General features: G+C 61.7%; 15 protein-coding genes. 12 read left to right on the top strand and 3 right to left on the bottom strand.

What is annotated here, in order from left to right; genetic code table 11:
- The first annotated feature begins 1 nt into the window (after position 1).
- From HJB89_RS01565 to HJB89_RS01535, 7 genes are all read left to right on the top strand, one after another.
- Positions 2 to 1000 carry an ABC transporter permease gene (locus HJB89_RS01565; protein WP_007628233.1) on the top strand — a complete coding sequence of 333 codons (999 nt, stop codon included), beginning with the start codon at positions 2 to 4 and terminating at the stop codon, positions 998 to 1000.
- The gene (locus HJB89_RS01560; protein ID WP_207585457.1) at positions 1000 to 2172 is read left to right on the top strand and encodes an ABC transporter permease; all 1173 of its coding nucleotides are present in this window, start codon (positions 1000 to 1002) and stop codon (positions 2170 to 2172) included. Before HJB89_RS01565 ends, HJB89_RS01560 begins: the two co-directional genes overlap by 1 nt.
- 96 nt (positions 2173 to 2268) lie before the next feature.
- Entirely contained in the window at positions 2269 to 3477 is a 1209-nt protein-coding gene (locus HJB89_RS01555; RefSeq protein WP_207585456.1) for a glycosyltransferase family protein, read from the top strand.
- A 9-nt stretch (positions 3478 to 3486) separates the two neighbouring features.
- Complete coding sequence (locus tag HJB89_RS01550; RefSeq protein ID WP_207585455.1) at positions 3487 to 4734, top strand: glycosyltransferase; 1248 nt, start codon at positions 3487 to 3489, stop codon at positions 4732 to 4734.
- Entirely contained in the window at positions 4716 to 5876 is a 1161-nt protein-coding gene (locus HJB89_RS01545) for a glycosyltransferase family protein (RefSeq protein WP_259671317.1), read from the top strand. The genes HJB89_RS01550 and HJB89_RS01545 overlap by 19 nt, the downstream gene beginning before the upstream one ends.
- A gap of 169 nt (positions 5877 to 6045) precedes the next feature.
- Complete coding sequence (locus HJB89_RS01540; protein WP_221148752.1) at positions 6046 to 8760, top strand: ABC transporter ATP-binding protein; 2715 nt, start codon at positions 6046 to 6048, stop codon at positions 8758 to 8760.
- A 98-nt stretch (positions 8761 to 8858) separates the two neighbouring features.
- Positions 8859 to 9326, top strand: coding sequence for a cyclic nucleotide-binding domain-containing protein (locus HJB89_RS01535; RefSeq protein WP_003563501.1), 468 nt, complete (start codon positions 8859 to 8861; stop codon positions 9324 to 9326).
- A gap of 9 nt (positions 9327 to 9335) precedes the next feature.
- Here the strand turns inward: HJB89_RS01535 and HJB89_RS01530 are convergent, their stop codons facing one another.
- The 3 genes from HJB89_RS01530 to HJB89_RS01520 form a co-directional block, all read right to left on the bottom strand.
- On the bottom strand, positions 9336 to 9626 hold the full coding sequence (locus HJB89_RS01530) for a type II toxin-antitoxin system RelE/ParE family toxin (protein ID WP_221148751.1): 291 nt from the start codon (positions 9624 to 9626) through the stop codon (positions 9336 to 9338).
- Positions 9623 to 10084, bottom strand: a complete 462-nt coding sequence (locus HJB89_RS01525) for a hypothetical protein (protein ID WP_221148750.1) — start codon at positions 10082 to 10084, stop codon at positions 9623 to 9625. The genes HJB89_RS01530 and HJB89_RS01525 overlap by 4 nt, the downstream gene beginning before the upstream one ends.
- Before the next feature lie 306 nt (positions 10085 to 10390).
- Complete coding sequence (locus tag HJB89_RS01520) at positions 10391 to 11722, bottom strand: MFS transporter (protein WP_221148749.1); 1332 nt, start codon at positions 11720 to 11722, stop codon at positions 10391 to 10393.
- A 380-nt stretch (positions 11723 to 12102) separates the two neighbouring features.
- Here HJB89_RS01520 and cyoA point away from each other — a divergent pair, with 380 nt between their 5' ends.
- The 5 genes from cyoA to HJB89_RS01495 are packed head-to-tail and all read left to right on the top strand — an operon-like array spanning position 12103 to position 17144.
- Positions 12103 to 13269, top strand: coding sequence for a ubiquinol oxidase subunit II (cyoA, locus tag HJB89_RS01515; protein ID WP_221115611.1), 1167 nt, complete (start codon positions 12103 to 12105; stop codon positions 13267 to 13269).
- Positions 13270 to 13311: 42 nt separating this feature from the next.
- On the top strand, positions 13312 to 15315 hold the full coding sequence (cyoB, locus tag HJB89_RS01510) for a cytochrome o ubiquinol oxidase subunit I (RefSeq protein ID WP_221148748.1): 2004 nt from the start codon (positions 13312 to 13314) through the stop codon (positions 15313 to 15315).
- 5 nt (positions 15316 to 15320) lie between these two features.
- Complete coding sequence (gene cyoC / locus HJB89_RS01505) at positions 15321 to 15941, top strand: cytochrome o ubiquinol oxidase subunit III (protein WP_007628222.1); 621 nt, start codon at positions 15321 to 15323, stop codon at positions 15939 to 15941.
- Entirely contained in the window at positions 15938 to 16339 is a 402-nt protein-coding gene (cyoD, locus tag HJB89_RS01500) for a cytochrome o ubiquinol oxidase subunit IV (protein WP_207585446.1), read from the top strand. Before cyoC ends, cyoD begins: the two co-directional genes overlap by 4 nt.
- A gap of 46 nt (positions 16340 to 16385) precedes the next feature.
- The gene (locus tag HJB89_RS01495) at positions 16386 to 17144 is read left to right on the top strand and encodes an SURF1 family protein (RefSeq protein ID WP_221148747.1); all 759 of its coding nucleotides are present in this window, start codon (positions 16386 to 16388) and stop codon (positions 17142 to 17144) included.
- The last annotated feature ends 88 nt before the right edge of the window (positions 17145 to 17232 follow it).

Here is a 17232-nt window from a genome sequence, read left to right as displayed (position 1 = left end):
CGTGCTCAGATACATTCTCTGGCGCATCGCCGCCATGGTGCCGACGCTCTTCGTCATTTCAGCGCTGGTTTTCACCATCATCGAGCTGCCGCCGGGCGACTTCTTCGAAAGCCAGATCGCCGAACTGCGCGCCTCCGGCGAGACCGCCAACCTCCAGGAAATCGAGGAGATGCGCCAGCAATACGGCTTCGACAAGCCGGAGATCGTGCGCTATTTCTACTGGGTCGGCGGCATGCTGCACGGCGATTTCGGCTATTCCTTCGAATACCAGCTGCCGGTCTCCGACGTCGTCGGCGAGCGCCTGTGGCTGACGATCCTCGTCTCCTTCACCACTATCCTGCTTACCTGGCTGATCGCCTTTCCAATCGGCATCTATTCGGCCACGCACCAGTATAGCTGGAGCGATTACGGGCTGACCTTCTTCGGCCTGCTCGGCATCGCCATACCGAACTTCATGCTGGCGCTGATCCTGATGTATTTCGCCAATATCTGGTTCGGCATCTCGATCGGCCATCTGATGGACCAGCAATATATCTCGGCGCCGATGAGCTGGGAGAAGGCGCGGTCGATCCTCTCCCATCTCTGGATCCCCGTCATCATCGTCGGCACGGCCGGCACCGCCGGCATGATCCGCCGCTTGCGCGCCAACCTGCTCGACGAGATGCAGAAGCAATATGTGACGACAGCGCGCGCCAAGGGTCTGCATCCGATGCGGGCGCTGCTCAAATATCCGCTGCGCATGGCGCTCAACTTCTTCGTCGCCGACATCGGCTCGATCCTGCCGTCGATCATCTCGGGCGCCGAGATCGTTGCAATCGTCCTGTCGCTGGAGACGACGGGACCGATGCTCATCAAGGCGCTGCAGAGCCAGGACATGTATCTCGCCGGCTCGTTCCTGATGTTTTTGGCCTTCCTCAACGTCATCGGCGTTTTGATCTCCGACATCGCCCTCGGCTTTCTCGATCCCCGCATCCGTCTGCAAGGCAGGAGCACCAAATAATGTCGCCCCTTCCCGCACCCGGCGCGCCGCTTCCGCATTATGTCTCGACCGCGCCTTTCGACCCCTTGGCGACCGAGACCATGACGGCGGCGCAATCGCGCATCCATCTCGCCTCGCAAAAGCAGCTGATGTGGTGGAAGTTCAAGCAGCACAAGCTGGCCTTGATCTCCGGCATCTTTCTCGCCCTCGTCTACCTGATGATCCTGATCGTCGAATTCCTGGCGCCCTACGGTCTGCACACGCGCAACGTCGATTTCATCCATGCGCCGCCGCAAAGCATCCATTTCTTCGACAAGGGCAGCTTCGTCGGTCCGTTCGTCTACGGCCGCAGCATGACGCTCGATCTCGACACTCTGCACCGCGTCTATGCCGACAAGACGAACGACGTGCAGCCGATCCGTTTCTTCTGCCGCGGCGATGCCTATAAATTCTGGGGAATTGCCGCCTCGAACTATCATCTGGTCTGCCCGGCAATCGGCGGGCAGATGTTCCTGCTCGGCACTGACCGGCTCGGCCGTGACGTGCTGTCGCGCATTCTCTACGGCGCACGGATATCGCTGACGATCGGTCTGATCGGCATTTCGATCAGCTTCGTGCTCGGCATCGTCATCGGCGGCCTTGCCGGTTATCGCGGCGGCATTTTCGATCTCATCGTCCAGCGCCTGATCGAAGTGCTGCAATCGCTGCCGAGCCTGCCGCTGTGGATGGCGCTGGCGGCGATCATGCCGGTGACCTGGAGCCCGATCGTCATCTATTTCGGCATCACCGTCATCCTCGGCATCATCGACTGGACGGGGCTTGCCCGCGCGGTGCGCTCCAAGCTGCTGGCGTTGCGCGAGGAGGACTACGTCCAGGCGGCACAGCTGATGGGCGCCAGCACGCCGCGCATCATCGGCCGGCATCTGGTGCCGGGTTTCATGTCGCATCTCATTGCCTCGGCGACGATTTCAATCCCCGGCATGATCCTCGGCGAGACCGCACTCTCCTTCTTGGGCCTCGGTCTTCGCCCGCCGATCACCAGCTGGGGTATTCTGCTGACCGAGGCAAAAAGCGTCAGCGTCATCGCCTTTTATCCTTGGTTGCTCTATCCGATCATTCCTGTTGTTCTTGTCATTTTGGCGTTCAACTTTCTGGGAGACGGCTTGCGTGATGCGGCAGATCCCTACAAATAGCAGGAAGTTCCGCGGCGCCTCACGGCACCGCCCCCATCTCCTGGCCTCCGGACGGTGGGGGTACTAACCATGTTGCTCAGCCCAGAAGGGATGCCCATGTCCAGACGACTCGAAGATGCGCGCATCCTCATGTACAGCCACGACACCTTCGGTCTCGGCCACCTGCGCCGCTGTCGCGCCATCGCCCATGCGCTGGTCGAGGATTATCGCGGCCTCAACATCCTGATCATTTCAGGGGCGACGATCGCCGGCGCCTTCGATTACCGCGCCCGCGTCGACTTCGTGAAGATCCCGAGCGTCATCAAGCTCCGCAACGGCGAATATACGTCGCTCGCCAGCCATATCGACCTGCACGAGACGCTGAAAATGCGCGAATCGAGCATCCGCCATACGGCCGAGACCTTCCAGCCCGATATTTTCATCGTCGACAAGGAGCCGATGGGACTGAAAGGGGAGGTCGAGGATACTCTGGCCTATCTCAAGGCCCGCGGCACCGTGCTGGTGCTCGGCCTGCGCGAAGTCATGGACGCGCCGCATCTGCTCGACGCCGAGTGGAAGAGGAACGGCATCATGCAGAAGATCGACCAATATTACGACAGCGTCTGGGTCTATGGCCCGCCTGATTTCTACGATCCGCTTGTTGGTCTCGACGTGCCGGCCAGCCTGCGCCGGAAGATGGATTTCGTCGGTTTTCTGCAGCGCAGCGTCTCCAAGGGCAAGACCTCGGTCAACGCCCGCAAGGACAATTACCTCCTGGTCACCACAGGCGGCGGCGGCGACGGCTCCGATCTCGTCCACGACGTCATGAACGCCTACGAGGCCGATCCGACGCTGACGCAGAAGGCGCTCGTCGTGCTCGGACCCTATATGCCGGCCGCCGAGCGCGCCAAGCTGGTGCAGAAGGGCGAAGCCATCCCGTATATCGAGGTGATCGAGTTCGACAACCACATGGAAGAGCTGATCGACGGCGCCACCGGCGTCGTCGCGATGGGCGGCTACAACACCTATTGCGAGATCCTCTCCTTCGACAAGCCGGCCCTCATTGTGCCGCGCGTCAAGCCGCGCGAGGAACAGTTGCTGCGCGCCCAGCGGGCAAGCGAGCTCGGACTCGTCGACATGCTGCTGCCGGAACAATCGGTCGATCCGACCATCATGGCCGAGGCTCTGAAGCGTCTTCCCTCCCGGCTGCCGCCATCAAAGAGCGGCAGCAATATGCATCTCGAGGGGCTGGACCACATCTCGCAGACCGTCGGCCGATGGATCGACGGCCGCGGCAGCCACCTTTCCCTCGTCGGCGCGGAATAGGGAACAGCCTTGCCGCCACGCCGCAAGATCCTCGTCGTGCTGAAAGGCTATCCCCGCCTTTCGGAAACCTTCATCGCCCAGGAGCTGCTCGGCCTCGAAAAGGCCGGCTTCGACCTCACGCTGATTTCGATGCGCCGGCCGACCGACAAGAAGCGCCATCCCGTGCATGACGAGATCAGGGCGCGGGTCGTCTACCTGCCGGAATATCTGCATGAAGAGCCGATCCGCGTGCTGAAGGGCCTGGTCGCCGGTTTTTCCAAACCGGGCTTCAAGGCGCTGATCAAACGCTTCCTCGCCGACCTCACGCGCGACCTCTCCCGCAACCGCTTCCGCCGTCTTGGCCAGGCACTGGTGCTGGGACGAGAATGGCCGGACGGCGGGCAATGGCTGCATGCCCATTTCATCCACACACCGGCTTCGGTGACGGAATATGCGAGCATCCTCACCGGCACGCCCTGGACCTGTTCGGCGCATGCCAAGGACATATGGACGTCACCCGACTGGGAGTTGCACGAGAAACTCGGCAGTGCCCGCTGGGCCGTCACCTGCACCAGGACGGGCTATGAGCACATGCGCGCACTGACGTCCCGCAAAGATGCGGTGCACCTAAGTTACCACGGGCTCGATCTTGCCCGTTTCGGCCATTTTGCCGGCGAGCGTTCGGACAGGACCGGCAGCGACCCCGCCGATCCCGCCTTCATCCTTAGCGTCGGCCGCGCCGTCGAAAAGAAGGGCTACGACGTGCTGCTGCGCGCGCTGGCCCTGTTGCCCGCCGACCTCCACTGGCGCATGGAGCATATCGGCGGCGGCGAGGAGCTTGCGAGGCTGAAGGCGCTGGCAGCCGAACTCGGCCTTGCCGACCGCATCGTCTGGAAGGGCGCCATGGCGCAGGAAGACGTGCTCGATCATTATCGCCGCGCCGACCTCTTCGCGCTTGCCTGCCGGATCGCCGCCAACGGCGACCGCGACGGCCTGCCGAACGTGCTTGTGGAAGCCGCGAGCCAGCGGCTCGCCTGCCTCTCGACCGACGTATCCGGCGTGCCGGAGCTGCTGACGGACGGTGAAAACGGCCTGGTGGTGCCGCCAGAGGATCCGGCGCTGCTTGCCAAAGCGCTGGAGGCGGCAATCCGCGACCCGGCCCTGCGCAAGCGCCTCGGCGACGCCGCCGAAAAGCGGGTGCGCGAAGATTTCGACTATCACTCCAGCATCAGACAGCTCACCGGCCTGTTCGAGGCCGAATGGCAGAAGGCGTCATGACGGCACCGCGCATCTTCTTCTACGTCCAGCACCTGCTCGGCATCGGCCACATAGCCCGCGCCAGCCGCATCGCCAGTGCGCTTGCCAAGGATGGTTTCGACGTCACCGTCATCACCGGCGGCCTGCCGGTTCCGGGTTTTCCGGGCGAGGGTGTGAAGACCGTGGCCTTGCCGGCGGTCGTTGCCAGCAATGCCGGTTTCTCCGGTCTCGCCGATGCCGATGGCCGGCCAGCGGGCGAGGATTTCCTCCATGCCCGCCGCGATCTGCTACTTGACGCCTTTCATGCAGCAAGGCCCGATGTCGTCATCATCGAAGCCTTTCCCTTCGGCCGCCGGCAGATGCGCTTCGAACTGCTGCCTTTGCTTGCCGCAATCGACAAGGCCGAGCCCCGACCGAAACTCTTGAGCTCGGTGCGCGACATCCTGCAGGAAAACCGCAAGGCCGGCCGCGACGCGGAAACCGCCGCCCTGGTCAAAGCGCATTTCGATGCCGTGCTGGTCCACGGCGATCCGAGCTTCGTCAGGCTCGAAGACACGTTCCCGCTGACAGGGGAGATCGCCGACAGGCTGCGTTATACCGGCCTCGTCGCAGCGCCGCCGGCGCCGGAACCGACCGAGATATTCGATATCATCGCATCGGCGGGCGGCGGCGCGGTCGGCGCCGCGCTGATCGGTGCGGCGAAAGAGGCGGCGGCGATGCTGCCCGCCGATCTCCGCTGGCTGCTGATATCGGGTCCCAACCTGCCGGAAGCCGATTTCGCCGCGCTGTCGCAGGACGCGCCTGCGAATGTGACGCTGGTGCGCTTCCGCAAGGATTTTCCCTCGCTACTGCGCGGCGCCAAGGTTTCGATCTCGCAGGCCGGCTATAACACGGTCGGCGACCTCCTGCGCACCGAATGCCGGGCGATCCTCATCCCCTTCGTTGTCGGCGGCGAGACCGAGCAGACGGTGCGCGCCGAGCGGCTGCAGGCGCTTGATCTGGCCGATATCCTGCCGGAAACCGGACTGACGGCTGGCCATGTGAAAGAGGCCGTCGAAAAGGCGCTCGCCACGGCGCGCCGCGAGCCGGTATTGCTCGATCTCGACGGCGCCGAGAAAACCGCTGGCATCATTCGCTCCATGCTGGCCGAATCGCTCGCCTAATCCAAAATTCCTGTGATATAAGCAATGTTCCGGCGAGAATCGGCGTTTCTGCAGCCGGTCGCTTCGCCTTGTTTTCATTGCGATATCGGCGGTCCGGCTGCATGGTCCTGTTCTCAACATTCCTCCCCATCCCGGCCCCCGGAATTTCCCAGCAAGCTGACGGTTAGCCATGGAAAAAAGCCTCGCCCGCTACATCTGGAAAAACACGCGGCTGCAGCAGCTGTGGATTCTGGCTGTCGTCGCCGCCTCGATGGTGCCCTACTTCCTGTCCTTCGACCTGCCGAAGCAGATCGTCAACGGACCGATCCAGGGTGACGGCTTCGAAGGTCCGGGCGCACGGCAGACCTTCATGCACATTGCCTACGACATCCCGCTGATCGGCCATGTCGAGTTCTTTCAAGGCTTGCAGCTCAACCGCTTCCAGATGCTGATGGCCCTTAGCCTGGTGTTCCTGGCGCTGGTGGTGCTGAACGGCCTCTTCAAGTTCTATATCAACACCTATAAGGGCCGGCTTGGCGAGCGCATGCTGCGCCGTATCCGCTTCGAGCTGGTCGACCGGGTGCTGCGTTTTCCGCCCATTCATTTCAAGCGGGTAAAATCCGCCGAGATCGCCACCATGATCAAGGACGAGGTGGAGCCGATGGGCGGTTTCACCGGCGATGCCTTCGTCTCGCCTGCCCTTCTCGGCGGCCAGGCGATCACCGCACTCGCCTTCATCATCGTCCAGAATTTCTGGCTCGGCATGATCGCCGCCGGCATCGTCGGCGTCCAGGCCATCATCATCCCTCGCATGCGCAAGCGGCTGCTGGAGCTCGGCCGCCAGCGGCAGCTGACGGCACGCGAGCTTTCCGGCCGCGTCGGCGAAATCGTCGACGGCATTGGCACGATCCACGGCAACGACACCTCCAACCTCGAACGCGCCGACATCGCCTCGCGGCTTGGCCGGATCTTTTCGATCCGCTACGACCTTTACCAGTGGAAGTTCCTGGTGAAGTTCATCAACAACTTCCTCGCCCAGGTCACGCCTTTCCTGTTCTACGCGATCGGCGGCTACCTGGCGCTGCAGGGCAGGCTCGATATCGGCCAGCTCGTCGCCGTCATATCAGCCTATAAGGACCTGCCCGGGCCGCTGAAGGAACTGATCGACTGGGACCAGATGCGCCAGGACGTGCAGGTGAAGTACCAGCAGGTCTATGAGCAGTTCAATGTCGAGCCGCTGATCGACAGCCGCATCCAGGAGCTCGCCACTGCCCCGGTGGGTCCGCTGACGCATGCGTTCGTCGTCACCAACCTCTCACTCTCCGATGACAGCGGCGCCCGCCTGGTCGACCACGTCTCCGTCGAGATCAAGCCGAACGAGACAGTTGCGATCGTCGGCCCGAACGGCAGCGGCGCGGAAGCCTTCGCCGAAGCGCTCGGACGCATGGTCTGGCCGGATTCCGGCCGCATCACCATCGACGGGCAGGACCTGTTGGCTATGCCGGAATCGATCACCGGCCGGCGCATCTCCTACGCCTCGGCCGACACCTTCTTCTTCCATGGCACGCTTGCCAGCAATCTGCTCTACGGCCTCAAGCACGCGCCGATGACCGATCCGGTCTACGACGAGCAGGAAGCGCTGGAATACAAATGGCATTCCATCGAGGCGGTGAAGGCCGGCAATCCGACGCTCGACCTCAACAGCGACTGGGTGGACTATAAGGCAGCCGGCGCCAGCGGGCCGGAAGACCTTTTGAAAGCGATCCGCCCGGTGCTCGACGCCGTGATGATCTCGCAGGACATTCTGGATCTGGCGCTGCGATCGACCGTCAACACCGACGTGCATGTGGCCGTCAGCGATCACGTCGTCGCACTGCGTGCCTCGCTCCGGGACCGGCTGCGCGACGAAGGGCTCGACACGATCGTCGTGCCTTTCGATTTCGACGCCTATAACGGCCAGGCGACGGTTGGCGAGAACCTGCTCTTCGGCACGATGAAGCGGCCGCTGATGACCAATCGCAGGCTGGCCGCGCATCCCTATTTCCAGCAGCTGTTCCGCGAAACCGGCCTCAGCACCGATCTCTATGCCATGGGCCTGGAGATCGCCGAGAATGCGGTGGAACTCTTCCATGATCTGCCGCCGGACCATCCGTTCTTCCAGCAGCTGACCTTCATGACGGCGGAAGACATTCCGACCTACCAGGCGCTGCTGCAGAAACTGCAAAGCCGCCGCTTTGAGGATGCGACGCCCGAGGAACGTTCGGCCATCATCCGGCTGAGTTTTGCCTATATCGAGCCGCGCCACCGCTTCGGCTTGCTGACGGACGAGCTGATGGGCAAGATCGTCAACGCCCGCAAGCAGTTTCACGAGCATATTCCGGCCGATCTCGCCGAGCTGATCGAGCGCTACGACGCCGAGCGTTTCACTCCATCGGCAAGCCTGATGGACAATGTGCTCTTCGGCCGCATCGCCTATCAGCAGGCCGACGCCTCCGATCGCATCCGCGGCATCATGGGCGAGCTCTTCGACGCGCTCGACCTTTATGACGATGTCCTGTCGATCGGCCTCGAATTCGACGTCGGCTCCGGCGGCAAGCGGCTGACCATGGTGCAGCGCCAGAAGCTGAACCTTGCCCGCGCGCTGTTGAAACGCTCGGACTATTTCATCTTCAATCGGCCGCTATCGGCGCTCGACCAGCGCGTTCAGGATCAGATCACCCGCAACATCGTCGAAGACCTTCACGAAGAAGGCCAGCGGCCGGCGATCATCTGGGTGCTTTCCAATGCCCGGATGGCAGAGGTGTTCGACCGGATCCTGCTCTTCGACCGCGGCGGACTGGCGGAAGCCGGAAACTATCCGGAACTTTCCGAGAAAAACGGGATGTTCAAGGAACTGTTATCGTAATATTCTATAGGGGCGGCGATGGTAGGTGTTCCCGGCGGGACGCCCGGAATTGAAGACGCAGGGTTCCAAGAACCCGGCGTCAGGGGATTGAAACGCTCATGCTGTTGAGAGACGAAGTCGAAATGCTGCGACGGGTGCCGATCTTTTCGAGGATTGCGCCAGCAAAGCTCAAGCTTTTGGCCTTCACCTCCGACCGCATGACCTACAAGGCCGGGCAGAACCTCTTCCATCAGGGCGATGTCGGCGACGCCGCCTATGTGATTCTTTCCGGCACCGCCGACATCATCGTCTCCTCACCGGCCGGCGAGATCAAGGTTGCCGATGTCGAGCTCAATTCCATCGTCGGCGAAATCGCCATCCTCTGCGATGTCTCGCGCACGGCAACGGTGCGCGCCACCTCCCCGCTCGAAGTGCTGCGCATCAGCAAGGAGCACTTCCTGAAGCTGCTCAGCGACTTCCCCGAAATGGCCGTGGAAATCATGCGCGTTCTCGCCGACCGCCTGAACCACACGACGGCGGAACTGACCGCGGCCCGCGCGGCAAAGCAGCCGCAGATGGCGCAGTAAAATGCGCATTCAGCCTTTCGGCGGCCATTGCTGGGCGCAGTGAAGAAGGCGCAGTATTTCCACCCTCTGTGCTTTTCTGTCGATGCGATAGATCAGCAGAAATGCAGTGGGCGGAATGACCAATTCCCGCGTTCCATCGAGACGGCCGCCACGTCCTGCCTCGGGGTGATCGGCGAGCATTTTGGCCTGATGTCGAATAACATCATCCAACGCAATTGCAGCCTTCGGATTTTGAGCGAAGATGTGCCGAATCTGGCCTTCCCGATCCAGGAGAGCCTGCTGCAGCCACTTGACGATCAAGCCTTATCTCCGGATTCCAGCTGCGCCAGCAGTTCGGCCCGAAGCTTGTCCATTCGCTCTTCGGCGTCCTGCGCACTAATCCAGACGGCGTTCGGATCATCGGCTTCCCGGATCGCTTCCTCGACCTGTTCGCGGAACCACTTGTCGTATTCGGCCGCCTCATGGGTCCGACGCAGAGCCGCGGCCCGATCCGGCCGCGACGCCGTCTGAGGGGCGTAATCGGCCGCATCGACATCGAACTGCGAGATGCCGACATCCTTGAGATAGGAGACCAAGGTGTCCATGCGCTTGAACACACGCACCTGCCGGCTGCGTTGAGCCGCGAGCGGGCGCTCTGCCTTGCCGTAGCGGATAACGACGGACCAGCCGCCGGTTTTGCCGACGACATGCGCACCATCGACCGCTCCTGCGTTGACAAGGCGGGAAAGGGTCGAATGATCGATGGTTTCCGCAGTCATGGCATATCCTCTTCAGGCCGATAAGGATATGCATTTAATTATAGATTGCAATGCATTCAATAATTGAAATTGCGCAGTTCGAAAACGCAGCCTGCATGATTCCCGTGGATGCTCGGACGACTGACAAAGCCGGCCAACCTCTCTTTCGTCATGCTCGGGCTTGTCCCGAGCATCTGCAGCCGGTTCATATGTAGCAGATCCTCGGCACAAGGCCGAGGATGACGACGAGTGAACAGCGAAGTTTTGAAATTTATCAGCAAACCGAGCCTGCACGGTTTCCCATGCAGGCCGTGTCTTCAAGCCCGCCTATTCGCGCTGTTCCAGCGCCTTGCTGAAGGCGAGTGCGGCAAGCGTGCAGATGGCGCCGGACAGCAGATAGTAGCCGACGAAGGTCAGGCCGAAGCGGCTGGAGAGGCTGAGCGCCACCAGCGGCGCGAAACCGGCGCCTATCAGCCAGGCAAGGTCCGAGGTGAAGGCAGCACCGGTGTAGCGATAACCGCGGCCGAAGCGCGACGAGATCGAGCCGGTCGCCTGGCCAAAGGATAGGCCAAGCACGCCGAAACCGATGATGACGAAGGCATCGTGGCCGCTGTTGCCGGAGGCGATCAGGATCGGCCCGACGAAGCTGAAGACGGCGATCAGGACGGCGCAGATGGCAAGCTGGGCGCGCCGGCCGATTCGATCGGCAATCAGGCCCGAGGCGATGATCGTGACGATGCCGACCATGGCGCCGACCACCTGCACTACCATGAAGGCGCCGATCGGCTGGTTGCCGTAAAGGCTCATCCAGCCGAGCGGGAAGATGGTGACGAGGTGGAACATGGCGAAACTGGCGAGCGGCACGAAGGCGCCGATCAAGATATCGCGGCCGTGAACGCGCAGCACGTCGAAGATTGGTGCTGCCTCCAGCTCGTGCTGCTCCAGCAGCGTGCCGAATTCCTTGGTCATCACCAGCCGCAGGCGCGCAAAGAGCGCCACGACATTGATCGCGAAGGCGACGAAGAACGGATAACGCCAGCCCCATGAGAGGAAATCCTCACTGGAAAGATTGGCGACGAAATAACCGAACAGCGTGCTTGCCAGCGCAAAGCCGATCGGCGCGCCGAGCTGCGGGATCATCGCATACCAGCCGCGGTGATTGGCCGGCGCATTGAGCGCGAGCAGCGAGGCAAGCCCGTCCCAGGCGCCGCCAAGCGCAAAACCCTGGCCGAGACGGAAAAGCGCCAGCAGCGCGATCGACCAGACGCCGATCTCGTCGTACCCCGGCAGGAAGGCGATCGAAGCCGTAGAGCCGCCGAGCAGGAAGAGCGCGATCGTCAGCTTGGTGCCGCGCCCGTACATCCGGTCGATGGTCATGAAGACGACGGATCCGACGGGGCGGGCGAGGAAGGCGAGCGAAAAAATGGCGAAGGAATAGAGGGTGCCCGTCAGCCTGTCCGGCGCGAAGGGGAAGACGAGCTGTGGAAACACCAGCACGGAGGCGAGACCGTAGACGAAGAAATCGAAGAATTCCGACATGCGGCCAATGACCACGCCGACGGCGATGCTGCCTGGCGAAACCGGTTTGTCGTCGTGAATGCGCCGCGCGTCGCGTTCCAGCGACGACGATGACGGTCCGTAATGCGATGTTGTTGCCATAAACGCCTCCTCGTTAAGGCGCTTCCGGCAAGGCGCCCCACGCGTGATCTTGATCAAACCCGCAGGCTTATCAAGTCCGTAAGACTGAAATAGTTCATCATCACCGCTCAAATGAAGCCTGGATGAAAAAAACTGCGTGATCGGGACGGTGATATTTCTCCTGCAAACGCTGGCCCGGCCGGTTCTTGCGGATATATTGGAGCTGAAACATGCGCTGGCGAAAAAATCCTTCTGGATTTCATCAGGATTTCGAAGCTATAGAGCATCATGATTTACGCCGCAGTGCGGCATGCTTGCTGCACTGCGACCAAACACCTCATGTCGCGATCGGGTTCAGTGCTTTAGTCGCGGAACAAACGAAACAACAAGAGCTTAGAGACGTGCAAAAACTCACGAAGTTTTCCCGCCTTCTATCCGTCTTGCCGCTGTTTTTTCTGGCAGGATGCAACATGGTAGTCATGGCGCCCTCCGGCGACATCGCCGTGCAACAGCGCGATCTCATCATCATCTCGACGGTGCTGATGCTTTTGATCATCATACCGGTGATCTTCCTGACGCTGCTCTTCGCCTGGCGCTACCGCCACTCCAATACGGCTGCGACTTATGCGCCGGAATGGCACCATTCGACCCGCCTCGAAATCATCATCTGGGCAGCGCCGCTGGCGATCATCATAGCGCTCGGCGCCGTCACCTGGATTTCCACCCATAAGCTCGACCCCTACCGGCCACTCGACCGCCTCGATGCGGAGCGCGCCATTCCGGCCGATACCAAACCGCTAACCGTCGAGGTCGTGGCGCTCGACTGGAAGTGGCTGTTCTTCTATCCCGAGCTCGGCATTGCGACGGTCAACGAGCTCGCTGCCCCAGTGGATATGCCGATCAGTTTCAAAATCACCGCCTCCTCGGTTATGAACTCCTTCTACATTCCCGCCCTTGCCGGCCAGATCTACGCCATGCCGGGCATGGAGACGAAGCTGCACGCCGTTATCAACAAGGAAGGCGAGTATGAGGGCTTCTCTGCCAATTACAGCGGCTCAGGCTTCTCGCATATGCGCTTCAAGTTCCACGGTCTCAACCGCGAAGGCTTCGATGCCTGGGTGGCTAACGTCAAGCAGCAGGGCACGATGCTCAACCGCGACGCCTATCTGAAGCTCGAGAAGCCGAGCGAGAAGGAACCGGTGCGTTATTATGCCGGCGCCGATGCCGATCTCTACAACGCCATCCTCAACATGTGCGCCAAGCCGGGCAAGATGTGCATGAACGAGATGATGCACATCGACATGAAGGGCGGCGGCGGCAAGGAAAGTGCGGAAAACCGCGACAAGCTGCAATACGACAATCGCCATGCCGACGAAGGCATCGTCGCGCCTGCGGCCACCGTGCCGGCAACGGGCGCTCCGGCGCGCAGCGAACCGGTCAACACCAGCGACGGCAACAGCATGCAGCACGACATGCCCGGCATGGACATGCAGCATGACGGCCATTCCATGCCGGGCATGAGCAATGGCGCCGATCCTGCGCCGGCGCAGCTCAACAACAACAATTAACCTGGCGCTTTGCGTCGCAAGACATAATGAACGGGTTGTTCCATGTTTTCCAATCCTGACCTCCTGAAGTTCGTCTTCGGCCGGTTGACCCTCGATGCCATCCCCTATCACGAGCCGATCCTGGTCGTGACCTTCATCGGCGTCGTCATCGGCGCCATCGCAGTGCTTGGCCTCATCACCTATTTCAAGTTCTGGGGTCCGCTCTGGAACGACTGGATCTGCAGTGTCGATCACAAGAAGATCGGCATCATGTATGTGATCTTGGCGGTCATTATGCTGCTGCGCGGTTTTTCCGACGCGATCCTGATGCGCGTGCAGCAGGCGATCGCCTTCAATGGTTCGGAGGGTTATCTGCCGCCGCACCATTACGACCAGGTGTTCACCGCCCACGGCGTCATCATGATCTTCTTCGTGGCGATGCCCTTCGTCACCGGCCTGATGAACTTCGTGGTGCCGTTGCAGATCGGCGCGCGCGACGTCTCCTTCCCCTTCTTGAACAATTTCTCCTTCTGGATGACCACCGCCGGCGCGATCATCATCATGCTGTCGCTGTTCATCGGCGAATTCGCCCAGACCGGCTGGCTCGCCTACCCGCCACTGTCGGGGGCCGCCTACAGTCCGGGCGTCGGCGTCGACTATTATATCTGGGGCCTGCAGGTGGCCGGCGTCGGGACGACGCTGTCGGGCATCAACCTGATCGCCACCATCGTCAAGATGCGCGCGCCGGGCATGACCTTCATGAAGATGCCGGTCTTCACCTGGACGGCGCTCTGCACCAACGTGCTGATCGTCGCCTCCTTCCCGATCCTGACGGCAACGCTCGCTTTGCTGTCGCTCGACCGCTATGCGGGGACGAACTTCTTCACCAATGACCTCGGCGGCAATCCGATGATGTATATCAACCTCATCTGGATCTGGGGCCATCCGGAGGTCTACATTCTGGTGCTGCCGGCCTTCGGCATCTTCTCGGAGGTCGTCGCCACCTTCTCCGGCAAGCGCCTCTTCGGTTACGCCTCGATGGTCTACGCGACTTGCGTGATCATGATCCTGTCCTACATCGTCTGGCTGCACCACTTCTTCACGATGGGCTCGGGCGCCAGCGTCAATTCCTTCTTCGGCATCACCACGATGATCATCTCGATCCCGACCGGGGCGAAGATCTTCAACTGGCTGTTCACCATGTATCGCGGCCGCATCCGCTTTGAGGTGCCGATGCTATGGACGGTCGGCTTCATGGTGACCTTCGTCATCGGCGGCATGACCGGCGTCATGCTCGCCGTGCCGCCGGCCGACTTCGTGCTGCACAATTCGCTGTTCCTCATCGCCCACTTCCACAACGTCATCATCGGCGGCGTTCTCTTCGGCATGTTCGCTGGCGTGAACTACTGGTTCCCGAAAGCCTTCGGCTTCAAGCTCGATCCCTTCTGGGGCAAGATGAGCTTCTGGTTCTGGCAGATCGGCTTCTGGTTCGCCTTCATGCCGCTCTATGTGCTCGGCCTGATGGGCGTTACCCGCCGCATGAACCAGTTCGACGACCCGTCGCTGCAGATCTGGTTCATCATCGCGGCCTTCGGCGTCGGCCTGATCGCGCTTGGGATTGCCGCCTTCCTGATCCAGATCGTCGTCAGCTTCATGAAACGCGAGGAATTGCGCGACGACAGCGGCGATCCGTGGGATGGCCGTACATTGGAATGGTCGACCTCTTCGCCGCCGCCGGATTACAACTTCGCCTTCACGCCCGTCGTCCACGACCATGACAGCTGGTACGACATGAAGAACCGTGGTTATGGGCGTCCGCTGGAAGGCTTCCGGCCGATCCACATGCCGAAGAACACCAGCACCGGCGCCATCCTCTCAGGCATCAGCGTCGCCCTCGCCTTCGGCCTGATCTGGTACATGTGGTGGCTGGTCGTCGTCTCCTTCGTCGGTCTGCTGGTCGTGGCGATCGGTCATACCTTCAACTACCGGCGCGACTTCCACATCTCCGCCGACGAGGTGACCGAAACGGAAGGCAAGCGCACCGCGCTGCTTGCCGAGCAGGTGTAGTGACCATGAGCGATCAGACCATCGACACGGCCGAAAAGCCTGAATTCTACCTGACTGAAGACCATCATCCGGAAAACAGCACCAATCTCGGCTTCTGGCTCTACCTGATGAGCGACTGCCTGATCTTCGCGGTGCTGTTTGCCACGCACGGCGTGCTCGGCCGCAACTATGCCGCCGGTCCGTCGCCGGCCGATCTCTTCGATCTGCCGATCGTTGCCCTCAACACCTCGATGCTGCTGCTCTCGTCGATCACCTACGGCTTCGCCATGCTGCAGATGGAGCGCAACGCCAAGGCGGAAACGCTTTTCTGGCTCGCCGTCACCGGCCTGTTCGGCGCCGCCTTCATCGGGCTCGAGCTTTATGAATTCATCCACCTGATCCATGAAGGCGCCGGGCCGACGCGCAGCGCCTTCCTCTCCTCCTTCTTCACCCTGGTCGGCACGCACGGCCTGCACGTCACCTTCGGCATCATCTGGCTGATCACGCTGATGGTGCAAGTGTCGATGCACGGGCTGGTCGAGGCCAACCGCCGCCGCCTGATGTGCCTTTCGATGTTCTGGCACTTCCTCGACGTCGTCTGGATCGGCGTCTTTTCCTTCGTCTATCTGCTGGGAGTCCTCGGATGAGTTCGCAAGTACCCGCACACGAGGACGCGCACGAGGCGCATCACGGCCACAGCCACGGCCATCAGGCCGGCCACGGCACCTTCCGGAGCTACATGACGGGCTTCGTGCTGTCCGTCATCCTCACCGCCATTCCCTTCTGGCTGGTCATGTCAGGCGTGTTCGATAGCCCGGCGGTGACGGCGGTGCTGGTGATGGGCCTCGCCGCCATCCAGATCGTCGTGCATATGGTCTTCTTCCTGCACATGAACCCTCGTAGCGAGGGCGGCTGGACGATGATGGCGCTGATCTTCACCATCATCATCGTCGCCATCGCGCTCTCCGGTTCGCTCTGGGTCATGCATCATCTCAACGCCAACATGATGCCGATGAGCCCCGAGATGATGAAGAACATGCCGTGATCGGCAGGAAAGGCCGGCGGCAGCGCCGCCGGCATCGACCCAGCCGATGAACAAGGCTCCCTCGGAAAAATCGGAACGACCGCCTTCGCCGGCAAAACGCGCGATCTTCGCCGTCTGCCTGGTGCTGCTTGCCGCAGGTCTCGCAGCCCTCGGCACCTGGCAGGTGCAGCGGCTCGCCTGGAAGCGTGATCTCATCGCCCAGGTCGATCAGCGTGTGCATGCCGCCCCCCTGCCCGCCCCGACCCAAGCCGACTGGGCCAAGGTCAATGCCGCCGATGACGAATATCGGCGGGTGAGCGCAGCTGGGACGCTGGCGAACGACAAGGAGACGCTGGTCTATGCCTCGACGGCGCTCGGCCCCGGCTATTGGGTGATGACGCCGCTAACGCTTGCCGACGGCACCGCCGTTCTCGTCGATCGCGGCTTCGTTCCGACAGACCGGCGCGATCCGGCCACGCGCCGCGACGGCGAATTGTCGGGCATCGTTGAGATCACCGGGCTGATGCGGATGAGCGAGCCGAAGGGATCGCTGCTGCAATCCAATGACCTCGCCGCCGACCGATGGTATTCCCGCGATGTCGCGGCGATCGCGCAAAAGCGCGGTCTCAGTGCGGTCGCGCCCTATTTCATCGATGCGGATGCCACGGCCAATCCGGGCGGCCTGCCTGTCGGCGGCCTCACGATCATCCATTTCGCCAACCATCATCTCGTCTATGCAATCACCTGGTACGGGCTGGCGGCGATGGTACTGGCATTGCTGGTGTTCATTCTTCGCGGCGAGATCGGAAGACGCCGCCGGGAGTAGGCCGGAACTCATACGAGTGCTCAGGCAAACGGTTGCGCCGGGCGGCGTGAACGCAACCGGATTAACATCGTGTAAAGCGATGTCCGAT

It is taken from the genome of Rhizobium sp. NZLR8 (assembly GCF_019685025.1).
Lineage (GTDB): Bacteria > Pseudomonadota > Alphaproteobacteria > Rhizobiales > Rhizobiaceae > Rhizobium.
This window is presented reverse-complemented; position numbering and strand designations above follow the sequence as displayed.